The sequence below is a fragment of the Novosphingobium sp. JCM 18896 genome, from assembly GCF_025938095.1.
Taxonomy (GTDB): Bacteria; Pseudomonadota; Alphaproteobacteria; order Sphingomonadales; family Sphingomonadaceae; genus Novosphingobium.
Genome location: NZ_JAPCZF010000005.1, coordinates 406,667 through 422,317, shown reverse-complemented (window position 1 = coordinate 422,317; position 15,651 = coordinate 406,667). Strand labels below are relative to the sequence as shown.

At 67.9% G+C, this 15,651-nt stretch carries 12 protein-coding genes; 9 read left to right on the top strand and 3 right to left on the bottom strand.

What is annotated here, in order from left to right; genetic code table 11:
- Positions 1-77 precede the first annotated feature (77 nt).
- From OLX23_RS19210 to OLX23_RS19175, 8 genes are all read left to right on the top strand, one after another.
- Positions 78-1,343: an MFS transporter gene (locus OLX23_RS19210; protein WP_264446666.1), complete on the top strand. Its 1,266-nt coding sequence runs from the start codon at positions 78-80 to the stop codon at positions 1,341-1,343.
- Between the two features lie 84 nt (positions 1,344-1,427).
- Entirely contained in the window at positions 1,428-2,339 is a 912-nt protein-coding gene (locus OLX23_RS19205; RefSeq protein WP_264446664.1) for a LysR family transcriptional regulator, read from the top strand.
- 164 nt (positions 2,340-2,503) lie between these two features.
- Entirely contained in the window at positions 2,504-3,622 is a 1,119-nt protein-coding gene (locus OLX23_RS19200) for an amidohydrolase family protein (RefSeq protein ID WP_264446662.1), read from the top strand.
- A 22-nt stretch (positions 3,623-3,644) separates the two neighbouring features.
- Positions 3,645-4,811 carry a thiolase C-terminal domain-containing protein gene (locus OLX23_RS19195; protein ID WP_264446661.1) on the top strand — a complete coding sequence of 389 codons (1,167 nt, stop codon included), beginning with the start codon at positions 3,645-3,647 and terminating at the stop codon, positions 4,809-4,811.
- Positions 4,808-5,251 carry a Zn-ribbon domain-containing OB-fold protein gene (locus OLX23_RS19190; RefSeq protein WP_264446659.1) on the top strand — a complete coding sequence of 148 codons (444 nt, stop codon included), beginning with the start codon at positions 4,808-4,810 and terminating at the stop codon, positions 5,249-5,251. Before OLX23_RS19195 ends, OLX23_RS19190 begins: the two co-directional genes overlap by 4 nt.
- Positions 5,248-6,939 (top strand): class I adenylate-forming enzyme family protein, encoded by a 1,692-nt coding sequence (locus OLX23_RS19185; RefSeq protein ID WP_264446658.1) that lies wholly within the window; start codon positions 5,248-5,250, stop codon positions 6,937-6,939. Before OLX23_RS19190 ends, OLX23_RS19185 begins: the two co-directional genes overlap by 4 nt.
- A gap of 29 nt (positions 6,940-6,968) precedes the next feature.
- The gene (locus OLX23_RS19180; protein WP_264446657.1) at positions 6,969-9,338 is read left to right on the top strand and encodes a TonB-dependent receptor; all 2,370 of its coding nucleotides are present in this window, start codon (positions 6,969-6,971) and stop codon (positions 9,336-9,338) included.
- 114 nt (positions 9,339-9,452) lie between these two features.
- Complete coding sequence (locus OLX23_RS19175; protein ID WP_264446655.1) at positions 9,453-10,757, top strand: LLM class flavin-dependent oxidoreductase; 1,305 nt, start codon at positions 9,453-9,455, stop codon at positions 10,755-10,757.
- Positions 10,758-10,784: 27 nt separating this feature from the next.
- Here the strand turns inward: OLX23_RS19175 and OLX23_RS19170 are convergent, their stop codons facing one another.
- Genes OLX23_RS19170 through OLX23_RS19160 form a run of 3 tightly spaced genes read right to left on the bottom strand, consistent with a single transcriptional unit; the run spans position 10,785 to position 14,392 of the window.
- Entirely contained in the window at positions 10,785-11,363 is a 579-nt protein-coding gene (locus OLX23_RS19170) for a TetR/AcrR family transcriptional regulator (protein WP_264446653.1), read from the bottom strand.
- 3 nt (positions 11,364-11,366) lie between these two features.
- On the bottom strand, positions 11,367-12,767 hold the full coding sequence (locus tag OLX23_RS19165; protein WP_264446651.1) for an efflux transporter outer membrane subunit: 1,401 nt from the start codon (positions 12,765-12,767) through the stop codon (positions 11,367-11,369).
- 11 nt (positions 12,768-12,778) lie between these two features.
- Positions 12,779-14,392: a DHA2 family efflux MFS transporter permease subunit gene (locus OLX23_RS19160; protein WP_264446650.1), complete on the bottom strand. Its 1,614-nt coding sequence runs from the start codon at positions 14,390-14,392 to the stop codon at positions 12,779-12,781.
- A gap of 87 nt (positions 14,393-14,479) precedes the next feature.
- Between OLX23_RS19160 and OLX23_RS19155 the strand changes: the two genes are divergently transcribed.
- A complete protein-coding gene (locus OLX23_RS19155; protein ID WP_264446648.1) occupies positions 14,480-15,646 on the top strand; it encodes an HlyD family secretion protein in 1,167 nt (388 codons plus the stop codon).
- Positions 15,647-15,651 lie beyond the last annotated feature (5 nt).

The following is a 15,651-nucleotide window of genomic DNA, read 5'->3' as shown; positions in this document are numbered from 1 at the left end:
CCCCTATCGGAAAAAGACATGACTCCCTTCACCGCTCGATGCTCTAGCGATGGGTCGCATCTTGGGAGGGATCGTCGATGAGCTACAAGGGCGAACTGCGCCGCAATGTCCGATCGCTTGTCGCGGCCAGCCTGGGATCGGGCGCCGGGCTCATGCTGATGAGCTATACCACCACCGTCTTCGCGCCGTTCCTGGTCAAGCAATTCGCCTGGTCGCGCGCGCAATATGCGCTGATCGGCCTGTCGATGCTGTTCTCGCTGGTGGCGCTGCCGTTCATCGGCCGCCTGACCGATCGGTTCGGCGTGGCGCGAACCGCGCTGGTCGGCGCGCTCGGCATTCCCGGCTGCCTCGTCGCCTATAGCCTGATGACCGGCAGCTTCGCGGTCTACTTCGCCATCTCGACCGCGATCCTCGTGCTCGGCTCGTTCACCAGCCCCGTGGTCTACACGCGGATCATCGCGGCCGATTTCAAGGAAGCACGCGGGCTGGCCCTGACCGTGGTGACGATCGCGCCGGCGCTGTTCGGTGCGATCGCGGCGCCGGTTCTGACCCAGGTGATCGAAGCCTGGGGCTGGCGCGCCGGCTATCGCGCGCTGGCGCTGTTCGTGCTGGCGTGCAGCCTGCTGGCGATCTGGCTGCTGCCGGCCTCGACCAAGCCGGCCGAAGTACGCGAAAGCACACCGCGACCGGCCCGGGCAGACTACCGCGCGATCCTGACCAGCCGGCCCTTCTGGATCATCTTCGTGGCGATGTTCCTGTGTACGCTGTCGACCCCGCTACACTCGTCGCAGATGGGCCTGATGCTGGGCGACAATCACCTCGCCAGCACCCAGGTCGCAGCGATGATATCGGTCTACGGCGTGGGCACGATCGTCGGACGCTTCGCTTGCGGCGTGGCGCTCGATCGATTCAGCGCGCCGCCCGTCGCGGTGATCTCGATGCTGCTGCCCGCGCTCGGCTTCGCGCTTCTCGCCACCTCGCTCGACGCGCTACCGGTCATCGCCTTTTCGATGTTCCTGGTCGGCCTCGCCGTCGGGGCCGAAGGCGATCTCCAGTCCTACCTCGTCGCGCGCCATTTCGACCTGCGAATTTTCAGCACCACGCTCAGCCTCGTCTACTGCGGCGTCTTCGCGGCATCGGCCTTCGGTGCGGCGATCGTCAGCCTGACGCTGAAACTGACCGATTCCTTCGATCTCTTCCTGACGCTCATCGCCATAGCCGTGGCGATCGGCAGCGCGATCTTTGCACTGCTGCCGAAAGCGGCGAGCGCGAAAGTCGGCGAGGCTACCGATGCCGACGGCCCGGCGGAACACCGGTCCGCATCGCGCCAACCCATCGGATGAATTGATTGGTTCGTTTTCAAGTCAACGGCTAGGACGAGAGCGTGGGATCTGCGCGAAGCGCCTTGCGCAGAAGGGAGACCCGCTATGAAAGTCACGCTCCGTCAGCTCCTGGTGTTCGATGCGGTCGCGACGCTGGGCAGCGTGACGCGTGCGGCGACCAAGCTCAACATGAGCCAGAGCGCCGCGAGCAGCGCGCTCACCGATCTGCAGATCATTCTCGGACGCTCGCTGTTCGCCCATGTCAAAGGCCGGCCCCTGCAGATCACCGACGAGGGCAAGCGGCTGCAGCCGCTGGTCCGTTCGGTCCTGGGCGAGGTCAACGAGATCGAGGTGTCTTCGTCCGAAGCGCCGCTGAGCGGCCGCCTTGTCGTCGGCTCGACCGCGATGATCGCCGAAACCGTGCTGCCGCGGCTCTGCATCGAATTCATGGAACTCCACCCCGACGTCCGCATCATGGTTCAGGCGGAATCGGTGGGCGACCTGTTCGAGCGGCTCCAGCGCTTCGAGCTCGAGACCGCGCTGATCGAGATTTTCCCGGACATGGAAGGGATCGAACTGACCAAGTGGCGGACCGACGAGCTGATCCTCGTCGTCGCCCCCGATCATCCGCTGGCGGGACGATCGGACCTGCGGATCGCCGATCTCGCCGGCCACAAGTGGTGCACGCGCGAGCAGTTCTCGTCGAATACGGCGCGGCTGCGCTACATGCTGCACGAACAGCTCGGCCAATTGCCGGTCGCCTTCGAATCCACCAGCAACTGGGCCGTACGCCATGCGGTCATCGCCGGCGGCGGCATCGGCTGCCTGTCGCGCGCGATCGTCCAGTTCGATCTCGACAACGGCCGGCTCTGCCAGCTCGACGTCGGCGATTTCACCTATACGCGCTCGCTCAGCCTCGCGCGGCCCAAGGCGATCTGGCGCGGGCGCCTCGCGCGCGCGTTCGATGCCTTCCTGCTCGAGCGCGGTGATCTGGCCGAAACGAAGCCCATCGGATGAACCGATAAGGGGTATCTTCGAATTGCGGCTATTCCGAACCCCGGTCGCTGCCTAAGCCGCATCTCAAGGGAAAGCCGCCGCCGTATCGTGCGGGCATCGCTTCCACAATCGAACATCAGAACAAGCGGATCGGCACGACCGGTCGCGCTCGGAGAGGGACGACCATGGCATTCGTGTTCAGCGCCGATGGGCATTTCGTCGAACCGTCGAACCTGTTCAGCGAGGGTCTGCCGCCGTCGCTGCGGCCGTTCGGTCTACGCTCCGAGATGCAGGACGAATTCATCGTCTCGCTGGCCGGCGACAAGGTGCTGAGCAAGACCCCGCTCGACCGCACGCCGCGGCTAGGCCCCGACGGCGAGCCGTTCGGCCGCCCCGACCGCCGCGGCAATCGCGAGGTCGAATTCCGGCTCCAGGACATGGCGCTCGACGGTGTCGATGCCGAGATCGTGTTCCCCAGCCTGGGCCTCACCGCCTACATGATCGAGAACGCCGAAGCCGAACTGGCGACGGCGCAGGTCTACAACGACTGGCTGCACGGCCTGCTCAAGGATCATACCGACACCTTCGTGCGCTGCGGCATCCTGCCGGTGCGCGACTTCCGCAACACCGTGGCGGAAATGGAGCGCATCGCCGCGCTCGGCTTCACCTCGGCGATGATCCCGAGCCTGATCGACAAGGGCTCGGGCCTGCCCGAATATACCCGCGAGGCCTGGGATCCGGTGTTCGATGCGGCCCAGCGCCTCGGCATCGTCTTCGCGCTCCACACCGGCACCGGCCGCACCGACGTACGCTCGTTCCGCGGCGCCGGCGGCGCGGTGATGAACTACATGGTCCAGGCGACCGACGGCATGATCACGATCGGCGCCATGGTCGCGGGCGGACTGCTCGATCGCTTCCCCGGCGCCAAGGTCTGCGTGATCGAAGGCGGTGCCTCCTGGCTGGCCGCCCTCGCCGAGCGCATGGACGAGGTCTACCTGGCGCACGACATGTTCGTCCGGCCCAAGCTCTCGCTGCTGCCCAGCGAGATCATCGCCCGCCAGGCCGCCTGCTCGTTCCAGACCGACCGCGCCTGCATCATGTCGCGTTCGGTGACGGGAACCAAGGCGCTGCTCTGGGGCGCCGACTATCCGCATCACGAAGGCACCTTCCCGCGCTCGCGCGAGGTGATCGCCCATCTGTTCGACGGCATCGACATCAGCGAGCAGGACAAGGCGGACATCGTCGGGGGCAACGCCGCGCGCCTGTTCCGCCTGAACCGTCCCGAATTCCTCGCGGCCGCCTGAGCCGGCTGCGCGGGAGACGATCATGACAGCGAAAGCGACTGCGGCGATCGTGGGCTCGGGCTCGACGCCCTATTACTTCCGCGGCGAATCCGCGCCGCAGACGATCTACGAACTGATCGGCAAGGCGGTGCACGCCGCGGCCGCGGACGCCGGTATCGGTCTCAACGACATCGACGGCCTGGTCTTCTTCGCCTTCGGCTTCGACACCGGCCTGCTGATCGAGCAACTCGGCCTGAAGAACGTGGTCTTCGCGCACTGCGTCTCGGGCTTCGGCAGCGGCATGGCCGGCATGTTCGACCTTGCCGCGATGGGCGTGGAAACCGGGCGCGCGAAGAACGTCGTCTGCATCGGCGCGACCCAGCAGGTCGGGCGCCGTGTCGGCCAGGCGTTGGGCAATTTCGCGGCGACGCCCGACAACGTGTTCCACCGCATCGCCGGTCTCGGCGGGCCGGGACAGGCGCTGGCCCTGTCGGCGCGGCGGCACATGCATCGCTACGGCACCCGGCGCGAGGCCTTCGCCGAAGTGGTCATGGCCAGTCGCGCCGCGGCGGCGACGCGCGAGACCGCGTTCCGGCGCAAGCCGCTGAGCCTCGACGAATACATGGCGGCGCCGATGCTGGCCGATCCGCTGTGCAAGTTCGACTTCTGCCTCGAGACCGACGGCGCGCTGGCTTTCGTGGTCAATGCCGTCGATCGCGCGGCCGATCGCCCGCACCGGCCGGTCTGGATCAAGGCCGTCGCCCAGGTCGCCGATCCCGCCTGGGGCCGCGCCTTCTTCTGGCTCAACCAGACCGACGACGCTTTCGTCAGCGCCGGGGCCGAAGCCGTCGCGCAGCGGCTCTACGCGCGCGCCGGCCTGGGGCCGCAGGACATCGACGTGGCCCTGCTCTACGATCATTTCTCGCCGCTCGTGATCATGCAACTCGAGGACTACGGCTTCTGCCCGCGCGGCGAAGGCGGCGCCTTCGTCGAGAGCGGCGCGATCCGCGCGGGCGGCACCATCCCGGTCAACCCGCACGGCGGGCACCTGTCCGAAGCCTATGTCGTCGGCGTCACCCACGTCCGCGAGGCGGTCGAGCAATTGCGCGGGACGGCGGTCAACCAGGTCGCCGGCGCGACCACGGCGCTGATCACCGGCGGCCCCGCCCCCGTGCCGATGACCGGCGCAATCCTGAGCAGCGAACGATGACCGGCCCCAGCATCACCCCCGATTTCACCGCGCTCGAAGTGCCGATGGACACGTGGAGCGAACCCTTCTGGCAAGGCACGGCCGAGCATCGTCTGACCTTCCCGCGCTGCACCACCTGCGGCACCTTCCGCTGGCCGGCCGGGCCGTTCTGCCCCTCGTGCCATGCCCAGCCCGTCGACTGGGTGCCCGCAGGCGAGCCGCGGATCTATTCGTTCACGATCCTGCCCGTCCGCAGCGCCGGCGACGATGAGCCGGCAAGACAGCGGATTCCCGTGCTCGTCGAGTTTGCCGACGCCCCCGGCGTGCGGCTTGTCTCGGTCCTGATCGACGCCATGCCCGAAGCGGCCGCGATCGACGCCCGTCTGGTGCCGCACTGGCTGCCAGCCGCGAACGCCGTCGTGCCCGCCTTCCGGCTCGCATCCCCGGAGATTTCACGATGACCGCCACCGCCGAACCGCGATCGCCGATCGCCTGGATCAAACCCGACGAAACCGCACGCCAGGCGCTCGCCGAGGCACGCTCGCGCACGCTCTGGCAAGCGATCAGCGATGCCACGGCACTCGATCCGACACGCACCGCGCTGGTCGCCGCCGATGACGAGGGCATGGTCCAGCGCCTGACCTATGGCGAACTGCTCGACCGGGTTCGCGCCTTCTCGGCGGGTCTCGCCTCGATCGGCGTCGAGCGCGGCGACCGCGTGGTGCTGTGGATGACCAATCGGCTCGAATGGGTGATCTCGTGCTTCGCCGCGGTCCGCCTCGGCGCCGCCGTCGTGCCGATCAACACCTTCCTCAAGCCGCCCGAGATCGCCTATTGCATCGCCCAATCGGGCGCGCGGCACCTGATCATGCTCGACCGCTTCCGCAAGCTCGACATGCCGGCCATGCTGAGCGAGATCGCCCCGGCCTTCGGCCGCGCGACCACGCCGGGCAAGCTCTATGCGCCCGAAACGCCGGACCTGCGCAACGTCGTCATGTTCGCGCGCGAAGGCACCAGCCATCCCGGCGCCTTCGACTGGACCGAGCTCGAGGCCAAGGGTGGCGAATGGCTCGACCGGGCCGATCGCATGGCCGTGCAGGCGACGCCCGAAGACGTCATCATGATCAAGTACACGTCGGGCAGCACGGGCTTTCCCAAAGGCGTGATGCTCCAGCAAGGCGGCTTTATCGCCAACGGCATCCTTCACGCGCGCCGCACCGGCATGCGCCGCGACGACGTCTATTTCAGCATGATGCCGCTGTTCCATGCCGGCGGCTCGATCTACGGCCTGATGTCGATGCTGCCCCAGGGCGGTACCCTGGTCTTCACCGAGGCCTTCGGCGTCGACCTGGCGATCCGGCTGATCGAAGAGGAGCGGCCGACGATCTTCGTCAGCGTGCTCGGAAAGGAAGTCGTCGAAGAAGCCCACGCACGCGGTCTTAGTTTCCCGTCGATTCGCCTGGCCCACGTCCACAACGACATCGCCCGGATCGTCCAGCCAAACGCCGACTTCGCCTTTTCGCCTTACGGCCTGACCGAAACCTACGGCCCCGCCGCGATCACCAGCCCGCGCGATCCGGCCGACAAGCAGAAGACCACCGGCGGCCGTCCGCTCGACGGCAACGAGGTCCGCGTGATCGATCCGGCCACCGGCGAGGACCTGGGCCCCGACCAGATCGGCGAGGCCTGGATCCGCGGCAACACGATGCTCGGCTACTGGAACAAGCCCGAGGAGACGGCGAAGACAGTCGATGCCGAAGGCTGGGTGCACAGCCAGGACCTGGTCTCGGTCGATGAACAAGGCTTCGTCACCTACCGCGGGCGCATCAAGCTGATGGCCAAGGTCGGCGGCGAGAACGTCAGCCTCGAGGAAGTCGAGCGCGTCGTCACCGAACATGCCGCGATCACCCATTGCGCCGCGGTCGGCGTCGCCGATCCGCGCAAGGTCGAGGCGGTACGCATCTACGTCGTCTGCCGCAGCGATCTGGCCGTCTGCGCCGAGGACCTGCGCGACTGGCTGAAACCGCGCCTCGCCCACTTCAAGCTGCCCCGCGAGATCGTCTTCGTCGGCGATCTCCCGCGGCTGGGCAGCGGCAAGCTCGACCGGCTGACGCTGGCGAAATGGGGCGCCGAGACGATCACCGCATAACCGAACCGATAACGACACGGGAGAATGACATGAGGAAATTGCGTAAGCTCGCGCTCGCGAGCATCAGCCTCGTCGCGCTGGCCGGCCCGGCCTGGGCGCAGGATCTGCCGGCGAAGGATGCCGATCAATCGGCGAGTCTGGCCGAAGACGGCATCGTCGTCACCGCCCGCCGCCGCGACGAGGATCGCCAGGACGTGCCGCTGGTCGTCCAAGCCGTGACCGCGCAGGATCTCGGCAAGCTGAACATCCGCGAGTTCCGCGACGTCCAGTCGCTGGTCCCCGGTCTGACCCTGGCGTCCGACACCAACGGCATCGGCAACCGCGCGACCCTGCGTGGCATCGCCTATGACGTGAACGCCAGCGGCAACAACGGCACGATCGAATTCTATTTCAATGAGGCGCCGATCTCGGCCGGCCTGCTGTTCCAGTCGATGTTCGACGTCAGCCAGATCGAAGTGCTGCGCGGGCCGCAGGGCACGCTGCGCGGTCGCGCCTCACCGTCGGGCTCGATCACCGTGATGTCGCGCAAGCCCGACCTGGGCGAGGCGGGCGCGAGCATGACCGGTACGCTCAACACCTGGGGCGACACCAACCTCCAGGCGGCGCTGAACGTGCCTGTCATCCGCGACATGCTGGCCGTGCGCGTCGCGGGCGTGATCGACGAGAACGACGACAACCGCGTTCGCTCGATCAACAATAGCCTCAAGCCGACGCGCCGCACCCGGGGCATTCGCGCCTCAGTCCGCTTCGATCCGATCGAGAACCTGACGCTCAACGGTTCCTATACGCACACGCTGCGCAAGGTCAGCGATTTCCTGCAGGTGGAATCGGGCAATCTCGCCAACCCGGCCTTGGCGCCCAGCCCGATCCTGATCCGGCCCGAGGATCGCCAGGCCGTGCTCCGCGTAGCCAACCGCTTCCGCCAGGACTTCCAGGTGTTCAACTGGTCGGGGCAATACCGCTTCCTCGGCCAGAAGCTCGACTACGTCGGCTCGCACAACATCCAGAAGTATTTCGCCTTTGCCCCGAACGACCTCGGCGCCGCCCTGCCTTCTACGGCGCCGGCAAACTTCCTGGGCGCGGCACAGGTCAGCGACGTCAACGGCAAGCAGACCAACCACGAAGTGCGGTTGTCGTCCGACGAACGTGTCGCCGGGATCTTCGACTACGTGATCGGCGCCTTGTGGAACAAGCTCGACAATCCAACCTCGCTTGATGTCCAGACCCCGGTCTTCGCCGGCAGCACCGCCAATCCGCTGCTGTTCAACCGCACCGCCGTGCTACGCACGGGCGGCTCGCGCGAGCGATCGTTCTTCGCCAACCTCACCGCACATCTGGGCGAGGATACCGAAATCTCGGGCGGTATCCGCCGCATCCGCTATCGCTCGTTCGGCGGCCTGCTGACCAATGGCGTCGCGGTCGCGGCCGCCAACGAAGACCGCACGCTGCATGCGACGATCTTCTCGGCCTCAGCCAAGCACAACTTCACGCGCGACCTGATGGTCTATGCCAACTTCGGCACGTCCTGGCGCCCGGGTTCGGCCAGCAACGCGATCCAGACCCGTGGCCAATCGAACATCACCGGCACTCTCGCCGCCTTCCTGTTCCCCGAGCCGGAAAAGTCGAAGTCCTACGAACTCGGCTTCAAGTCGACCTGGTTCGACGGGCGCCTGCGCCTCAACGCCGACGTCTTCCACCAGACCTTCGACAATTTCGGATATGCCGCGCCGAACATCTTCTACCTGACCAACACCGGCGGCGTGCAGGGCGTGGGCACGATCACCACGCTCGCCGTCGGGGTCCCGGCCAAGGTCGACGGCGTCGAAGCCGAGATCGGCTTCAAGATCCTGCCCAACTGGGATCTGTCGGGCACGGCCGCCTATTCGAAGGGCACGATCAGCAACGCAACGATCCCCTGCAACAAGTACGGCGGCGTGGTGCCGACACCGGCGCAGTTGCTGGCGGCCACCGGCGGCGAACAGATCGCGACCTGCAACGTCTCCAACCTCCGCGCCGGCACCAGCGCGCCTTTCGTCGCGACGCTGCAGTCCGAATACACCGCTTCGCTGGGTCCCTCGCTCGACGGCTATGTCCGCGCGCTGGCCAACATCTACGGCAGTTCGCTGAACGATCCGACGAACGCCTTCGACGACGTGAAGTCCTATGCGCTGATCAATCTCTACGCCGGCCTGCGCGCGCCCGACGGCAGCTGGGAAGTCGGCGTCTTCGCCAAGAACCTGCTCGACACCGACCGGGTGCTCACGCGCAACGCCACGACCTCGACCAGCGGTTCGTCGGTTGCGGGCGGGGTTCCTCCGGTCAGCGCCTATCGCGTAATCTCGATGACGGCGCCGCGCGAGATCGGCATCACGGGCCGCTTCGCGATCGGATCGCGATAGAACCTCGAGCCTTCGGGGCGGGCGGCAATGGCCGTTCGCCCCGAAGGCTCACACACCAAGTTTCACGACTTTCAATTCTCACAGGATGACGAAGACATGGCGAGCCCACGGCAGATGAAACTCGGTGCTTTCTGCGGTGGCAGCTACCATCAGGCCGGCTGGCGCCATCCTGCCAGCACGCATGCGGCCGACATCGGCGAATGGATCAAGCTCGCGCACAAGCTGGAAGCCGCGAAGTTCGACATGATGTTCGTCGCCGACACGGCTTCGCCGAGCAATGCCGAGAACCCCGAGGTGTTCCGCTATCTGGCGGCGGGCGACAATCTCGAACCGATGACTCTGCTCGCGGCAATCTCCGCCCGCACCACGCATCTCGGCCTCGCGGGCACGATCGCCACCTCCTATCGCCCGCCTTACGACGCCGCGCGCGAAGTCCTGTCGCTCGACGTCATAAGCGGCGGACGCGCGGGCTGGAACATCGTCACCGGCATCTCGCCCGACGACGCCGCACAATATGCCGATCAGACCTTCCCCCCGCTCGACGAGCGCTATGCCCGCGGCGAGGAATTCGTCGACGTCGTGCTCAAGCTCTGGAGCAGCATCGAGCCCGGCGCTTACCCGCGCGACAAGGAGCGCGGGATATACAAGGACCTCGAGAAGATCCGCATGATCAATCACGAGGGCAAGTACTATCGCGTCCGCGGGCCGCTCAAGGGCGTGCCCTCGCCGCAAGGACGGCCGCTCATGATCCAGGCGGGTCAGTCGCCCGATGGACGCGCAATGGCCTCGCGCGTGGCCGAGGCGATCTTCACCGCGCAGTCGACCTTCGACGAAGCCAAGGCCTTCCGCGACGACATCCGCGCGCGCGCCGAGGCCTGGGGACGCAGCCCCGATCACGTCAAGATCATGCCCGGTGCCGTCGTCGTCGTGGGTGAGAGCCAGCAGGAAGCCGACGACAAATGGGGCGAACTGCAGGGGTTGATCGACCTGGAGGCCGCTCGCGCCTCGCTCGAGCTCGCGCTCAAGGGCTTCGACCTCAGCGGCTACGATCTCGATGCGCCCTTCCCCGAAGTGCCCGCTGAGTCGGTGGTCAGCCGCGGCAAGAACCACGTCGAGGCGGCGAAGCGCGAAGGGCTGACCTTGCGCGAAGTGCTGATCCGCTCGTCGGGATCCAACGCCCACCTGGCGCTGATCGGGCCGGTCAGCGAGGTCGCCGATCAATTGCAGCATTGGTTCGAGCACGGCGCCTGCGACGGTTTCAACTTCATGCCGGCGGTCAACCCGATCTCGTTCGACGACGTAACCGAACGCGTGGTCCCCGAACTCCGCCGGCGCGGCCTCGTCCGGACCGAATACGAAGGGCGCACCCTGCGCGAAAATCTCGGTGTGCCGGCGATACCGCCGCCGTTGCTGAGCTAGTTTCTCAGTCGGCTTTCGAGGCCCTTCTCAGGTCACGCGTTCCTTGAGCCGTTCGCGCGAGGCCGCGAGATAGGCCAGGGCTGTCGTTTCGTCGGAGATCGACCGCGCCAAGGTCATCGCGCCAACCAGCTCGGCCTGGATCGAGCTGGCCAGCGCGGCGCTATCGGCCCGACCCAGCTTTGCGAGCACCTGCTCGATCCGATCGCGGAAAGCGCGCACGCCCGCCTCGAAACGCTCGCGCGCGGCCGGGGGCATGCGCGCGGCTTCGCCGAGCAGGCCCGGCAGCGGACAGCCCTTGTCGACCGCGCGGTAGGCGCGTTCCGACAGATAGTAATCGATCAACCCGGCCAGCCCCTCTGCGCCGGCATCGACGCCTAGATGGCGGTCGAGCATTGCCGCGCTGTCGACGAACATCCGATCGATCGCGTGGGCCACCAGATCGTCGCGCGAGCCGAAATGCGCGTAGAAGCCGCCGTGCGTCAGCCCCGCGCGCTTCATCAGGTCGGCCACCGAAATGCCCTGCGCGCCGCCCGTGCGGATCGCGCTGGCCGCTTCGTCGAGGATGCGCGCGCGGGTCCTGGCCTTGTGTGCACTCTTGTCTGCCATGGCTCACGCCTCCTCGTAACCGCCGCCGAGCGCGCGGATCGCCGCGACCGAGGCCCGCGCTTGCTGCGCGCGCGCCTGTTCGAGCCGATCCGATGCTTCCAGCAAGGCCCTGTCTGCATCCAACACGTCGAGCAAGGCAACCACCCCGCTTTCATAGGCCGATTGCGTCTGCGTGCGGGCCAGTCGCAGCGCCGCGACCTGGCGTTCGAGCGTCGCCACCTCGGTCCGCCCCTCGCCCAGCCGGACGAAGGCGTTCTCGACGTCCTCGGTGGCATGAAGGATCGATGAACGATAGAGCGCCAGCGCCTCGGCCTCCCTGCCTTTCGACTGCGCGACTTCAGCGTCGATCCGGCCGAAGTCGAACAGCCGCCAGCGCAGCCCCGCCCCGGCGCTCGCCTGGACCGAATTGCCGGTGAACAGCGAACTCGTGCCCAGGCTGACGACGTTCAGCACGCCGCTGAGCGAGAGGTGCGGGTAATATTCGGCCATCGCCGCGCCGATCCGCGCATTGGCCGCAACCAGCCGGCGCTCGGCCGCGACCACGTCGGGCCGGCGGCGCATCAGCTCGGCGGGATTGGAGCTGCCGCTGGGATCGGGGCCGAGCGGGATCGCGCCCGCCGTCGCCAGTTCGGCACGCCAGGTGCCGGCCTGCGCGCCCATCAGCATGTCGAGCCGGTTCATCTGCCCGGCGATCGCCGCGCGTAGCGGCGGCAGCGAGGCGGAAACCCCTTCCTCCTCGCCCAAGGCGCGCTGCAGTTCGCGCTCGGCCGAGACGCCCTGGTCGACGCGCTGGCGGATCAGCCCGACCAGCGCATGTTCGGTATCGCGCTGGCGTTCGGCCACGGCCAGCCGCGCCTGGAGCCCGCGCAGCTGGAGATAGGCATCGACCGCCTCGGCCACGACGCTGAGCCGCACCGCCGCCGCATCGGCGGTCGCGCCCGCGGCATCGGCACGCGCGGCTTGCTGTTGACGGGTGAGACCGCCGAACAGGTCGACTTCCCACGAGGCCTGCGCGCCGGCCGTGTAGAGATCGTAGCTGCGCGGAAAGCCCAGTTCGTGCGCGGCAGCGCCGAACGGCGAGTTCAGCGATTGCTTCGCGGTCTCGGCCGAGGCGCCGACCTCGCCCGTGGGCAGTAGCGCCGCGCCGGCCCCGCGCGCGACGGCGCGCGCCTGCGCGATCCGCGCGCCTGCCGCGGCGATGTCGAGGTTCTGGGCCAGCACCCGCTCCACCACGCGATCGAGCAGCGGATCGTCGAAGCGGCGCCACCACTGCGCATCGGGCGCGGCGACCTGCGCAGGCGTCGCATAGGCGGGGGTCAGCGCGACTTGCGGCCGCACATATTCGGGGCCGACGGCGCAGGCCGAAAGGCTGGTGGCGAGCAGGAGGGCGAACGGGATACGCATCGGCTTCATCCTCAGTGGGCGGCGGCTTCGGGGGGCGGCGTCTGGGCGCCGGGGGCAGGACGGCAGAACGGCACGAGCACCAGCGCGGCCAGGAACACCCAGGCCATCAGCCGGAACACGTCGTCGAAGGCCATGGTCAGCGCCTCGCGCCCGACGACCTGCGCGAACAGGCCGCGCGCGGCGGTGGCGGCGGCGGTGGGATCGGGCGCGGCGCCCTGGATCTTGGCGGTCAGCGCGGCGATCGTCTCGCCGGCCGAGTTGGCGCTGTGGCCCAGCGCCTCGCCGAAGCGCGCGGCGGCGATCCGCGTATAGTCCTGCAGCCAGGTGTTGACCGTGGCGATGCCGATCGCGCCGCCCAGGTTGCGCATCAGGTTGAACAGCGCCGAAGCCGCGCCCAGCTCCTGCGGCGGGAAGGCCGACAGCGCCATGTTCACCGAAGGCACGATGCAGAGCATCAGCGCAAAGCCGCGAACGGCAAGCGGGAAGAACAGCTCCCAGAAGCCCCATTGGCTGGTCATCTCGGAACTCAGCCACAGGCTCCAGGCAAACAGCGCCAGGCCCGCGGTGATCATCCAGCGCATGTCGATCCGCTGGCTCAGCGCCGCAGCGATCGCCGTGCTGCCCAGCTGCGCGATGCCGACGACGAAGACCGTGGTGCCGATCTGCAAGGAGTCGTAACCGCGCACCCGCGCCAGGTAGACCGGCACGAGGTAGATCGACGAATAGAGCCCGAAGCCGATCACCAGGTTGAACACGCAGGCGAAAGCGAAGATCGGCTTGCGCAGCGGCTTCAGGCTGACCACCGGATTGGGCGAGAAGAACGCGCGTTCGAGGAACAGCACGAAGCCGACGAACGACAGCCAAGCGCCCACCGCGATCGCCGGATCGCCGAACCAGTCGTTGCGCGGGCCTTCCTCGAGCACATATTCAAGCCCGCCGAGGAACACCGCCATGGCGACGAAGTGGCTCCAGTCAATCTTGCCGAACATCGACGGTTCGGCCCGATCCAGCCGCAGGATGAAGATCGACGCCACCGTCACCAGCACGCCGGGCACCAGGTTGACGAAGAACAGCCAGCGCCAGTCGAGCACCTGGGTGATCATGCCGCCGACCGTCGGGCCGAGAGCAGGGGCGATCACCGCCACGGTGCCCAGGATCGCCGGGATCATCGCGCGCTGCTTGCCCGAGAAGATGGTGAAGCCCACGGCGAAGACCAGCGGCACCATCGCGCCGCCGGTGAAGCCCTGCATGGCGCGGAAGGCGATCATCGATTCGATCGACCAGGCCAGGCCGCAGAGCAGGCTCGACAGGGTGAAGAAGCCAGCCGACAGCACGAACAGCCAGCGCGTCGACATCGCCCGCGCGAGATAGGCCGAGAGCGGGATCATCACCAGCTCGGCCATCAGGTAGGCGGTCTGCACCCAGGACACCTCATCGGGCCCGGCAGCCAGGCCCGCCTGCACGTCGCTGAGCGAGGCCGAGACGATCTGGATGTCGAACAGCGCCATGAACTGGCCGAAGGCCATGACCCCGAAGATCAGGAACTTGCGCTTGTCGGGCATCGCGGCGGGGTCCGCCGACCAGTCCTGACCCAGATTGCCAAGGCGGCTGAAGACGGTCGTCATGGCCCTTTCGCAGATCCCTCTAGACAAATGATGATCATCATATATATGACGTACATCATGTTGGCAAGCCATCAGGGAGTTCGCGTGATGCAGACAGCCGAAGCCGAGGATCGCGTGATCGAATTGCGGCGGGATCAGCCCGAAGCGGGCGAGGTCGATACGACGACTGCCGCCGGGGAGGCTCCGCGCGGCCGCAAGCGGTCGCGCACGTTGCTGGTGTCGGCGCTGGCCGGCGCCGTGGCGCTCGGCGGCGCGCTGTGGATCCTCGCACGGCCCTCGGCCGAGAGCACCGACGACGCCTATCTCGCCGCCGATACCACTTCGGTCGCCCCCAAAGTGCGCGGACTCGTCTCCGAAGTGCTGGTGCGCGACAATCAGACGGTGCGTGCGGGCGACCCGCTGGTGCGCATCGACGCCGAGGAATTCGACGCCAAGCTCGCCTCGGCCAGCGCCGACCTCGCCGATGCCGAAGCAAACCTTGCCGCCGCGCGCGCCGCGCTGGTCAGCCAGGGCGCCGAGGAACGCCTGACCCTGGCGCAGATCGCGGCGACGCGCACCGCGATCCGCTCGTCATCGGCCGAGGCCGACCACGCCAATGCCGACAGCCGCCGCTTCGATGCGCTGGTCGCCACCGGCGCGATCGCCCGGCGCGACGCGGAGAGCTATCGCACCGCCGCGGTCGGCGCGCAGCAGGGCGCGGCCCGCGCCCAGGCGCAGCTCGCCGTCGCGCGCGAGCAGGCCGACGTCACTTCGGCCCGGCGCCCCGGCCTCGTCGCCGCGGTCCAGCAGGCCGAGGCCGCGCGCCAGCGCGCCGCCGCCGCGCTCGATCTCGCCCGCCAGGATCAGCGCAATTCGCTGATCCGCGCGCCCATCGCCGGCACGGTCGGCAACCGCCAGGCGAGAGTCGGCGACTATGTCCAGCCCGGTTCGCGCCTGCTGACCCTGGTGCCACTCCACGCGCTCTACGTCACCGCGAACTTCAAGGAGACGCAGACGCGCGACATGCGCGCCGGCCAGCCGGTCACGATCGACGTCGACGCGCTCGGCGGCGAGCCGCTGAAGGGCCGGGTCGAAAGCTTCGCCCCCGGCTCGGGCTCCACCTTCGCGCTGCTGCCCTTCGAGCCGGGCACCGGCAATTTCACCAAGATCGTCCAGCGCGTGCCCGTCCGCATCCGGCTCGATCCCGGCCAGCCCGGGCTCAACGCACTGCGGCCGGGCCTGTCGGTGACCGCGAAAGTGCGCCTCTCGAACTGATCCCC

What these genes read in the sequence shown, in the direction of transcription:
- OLX23_RS19170 (WP_264446653.1), bottom strand. Translation starts at nt 11,363, where the DNA reads ATGGCAGACAAGAGTGCACACAAGGCCAGGACCCGCGCGCGCATCCTC.
- OLX23_RS19190 (WP_264446659.1), top strand. Translation starts at nt 4,808, where the DNA reads ATGACCGGCCCCAGCATCACCCCCGATTTCACCGCGCTCGAAGTGCCG.
- OLX23_RS19210 (WP_264446666.1), top strand. Translation starts at nt 78, where the DNA reads ATGAGCTACAAGGGCGAACTGCGCCGCAATGTCCGATCGCTTGTCGCG.
- OLX23_RS19180 (WP_264446657.1), top strand. Translation starts at nt 6,969, where the DNA reads ATGAGGAAATTGCGTAAGCTCGCGCTCGCGAGCATCAGCCTCGTCGCG.
- OLX23_RS19200 (WP_264446662.1), top strand. Translation starts at nt 2,504, where the DNA reads ATGGCATTCGTGTTCAGCGCCGATGGGCATTTCGTCGAACCGTCGAAC.
- OLX23_RS19185 (WP_264446658.1), top strand. Translation starts at nt 5,248, where the DNA reads ATGACCGCCACCGCCGAACCGCGATCGCCGATCGCCTGGATCAAACCC.
- OLX23_RS19205 (WP_264446664.1), top strand. Translation starts at nt 1,428, where the DNA reads ATGAAAGTCACGCTCCGTCAGCTCCTGGTGTTCGATGCGGTCGCGACG.
- OLX23_RS19195 (WP_264446661.1), top strand. Translation starts at nt 3,645, where the DNA reads ATGACAGCGAAAGCGACTGCGGCGATCGTGGGCTCGGGCTCGACGCCC.
- OLX23_RS19160 (WP_264446650.1), bottom strand. Translation starts at nt 14,392, where the DNA reads ATGACGACCGTCTTCAGCCGCCTTGGCAATCTGGGTCAGGACTGGTCG.
- OLX23_RS19175 (WP_264446655.1), top strand. Translation starts at nt 9,453, where the DNA reads ATGAAACTCGGTGCTTTCTGCGGTGGCAGCTACCATCAGGCCGGCTGG.
- OLX23_RS19165 (WP_264446651.1), bottom strand. Translation starts at nt 12,767, where the DNA reads ATGCGTATCCCGTTCGCCCTCCTGCTCGCCACCAGCCTTTCGGCCTGC.
- OLX23_RS19155 (WP_264446648.1), top strand. Translation starts at nt 14,480, where the DNA reads ATGCAGACAGCCGAAGCCGAGGATCGCGTGATCGAATTGCGGCGGGAT.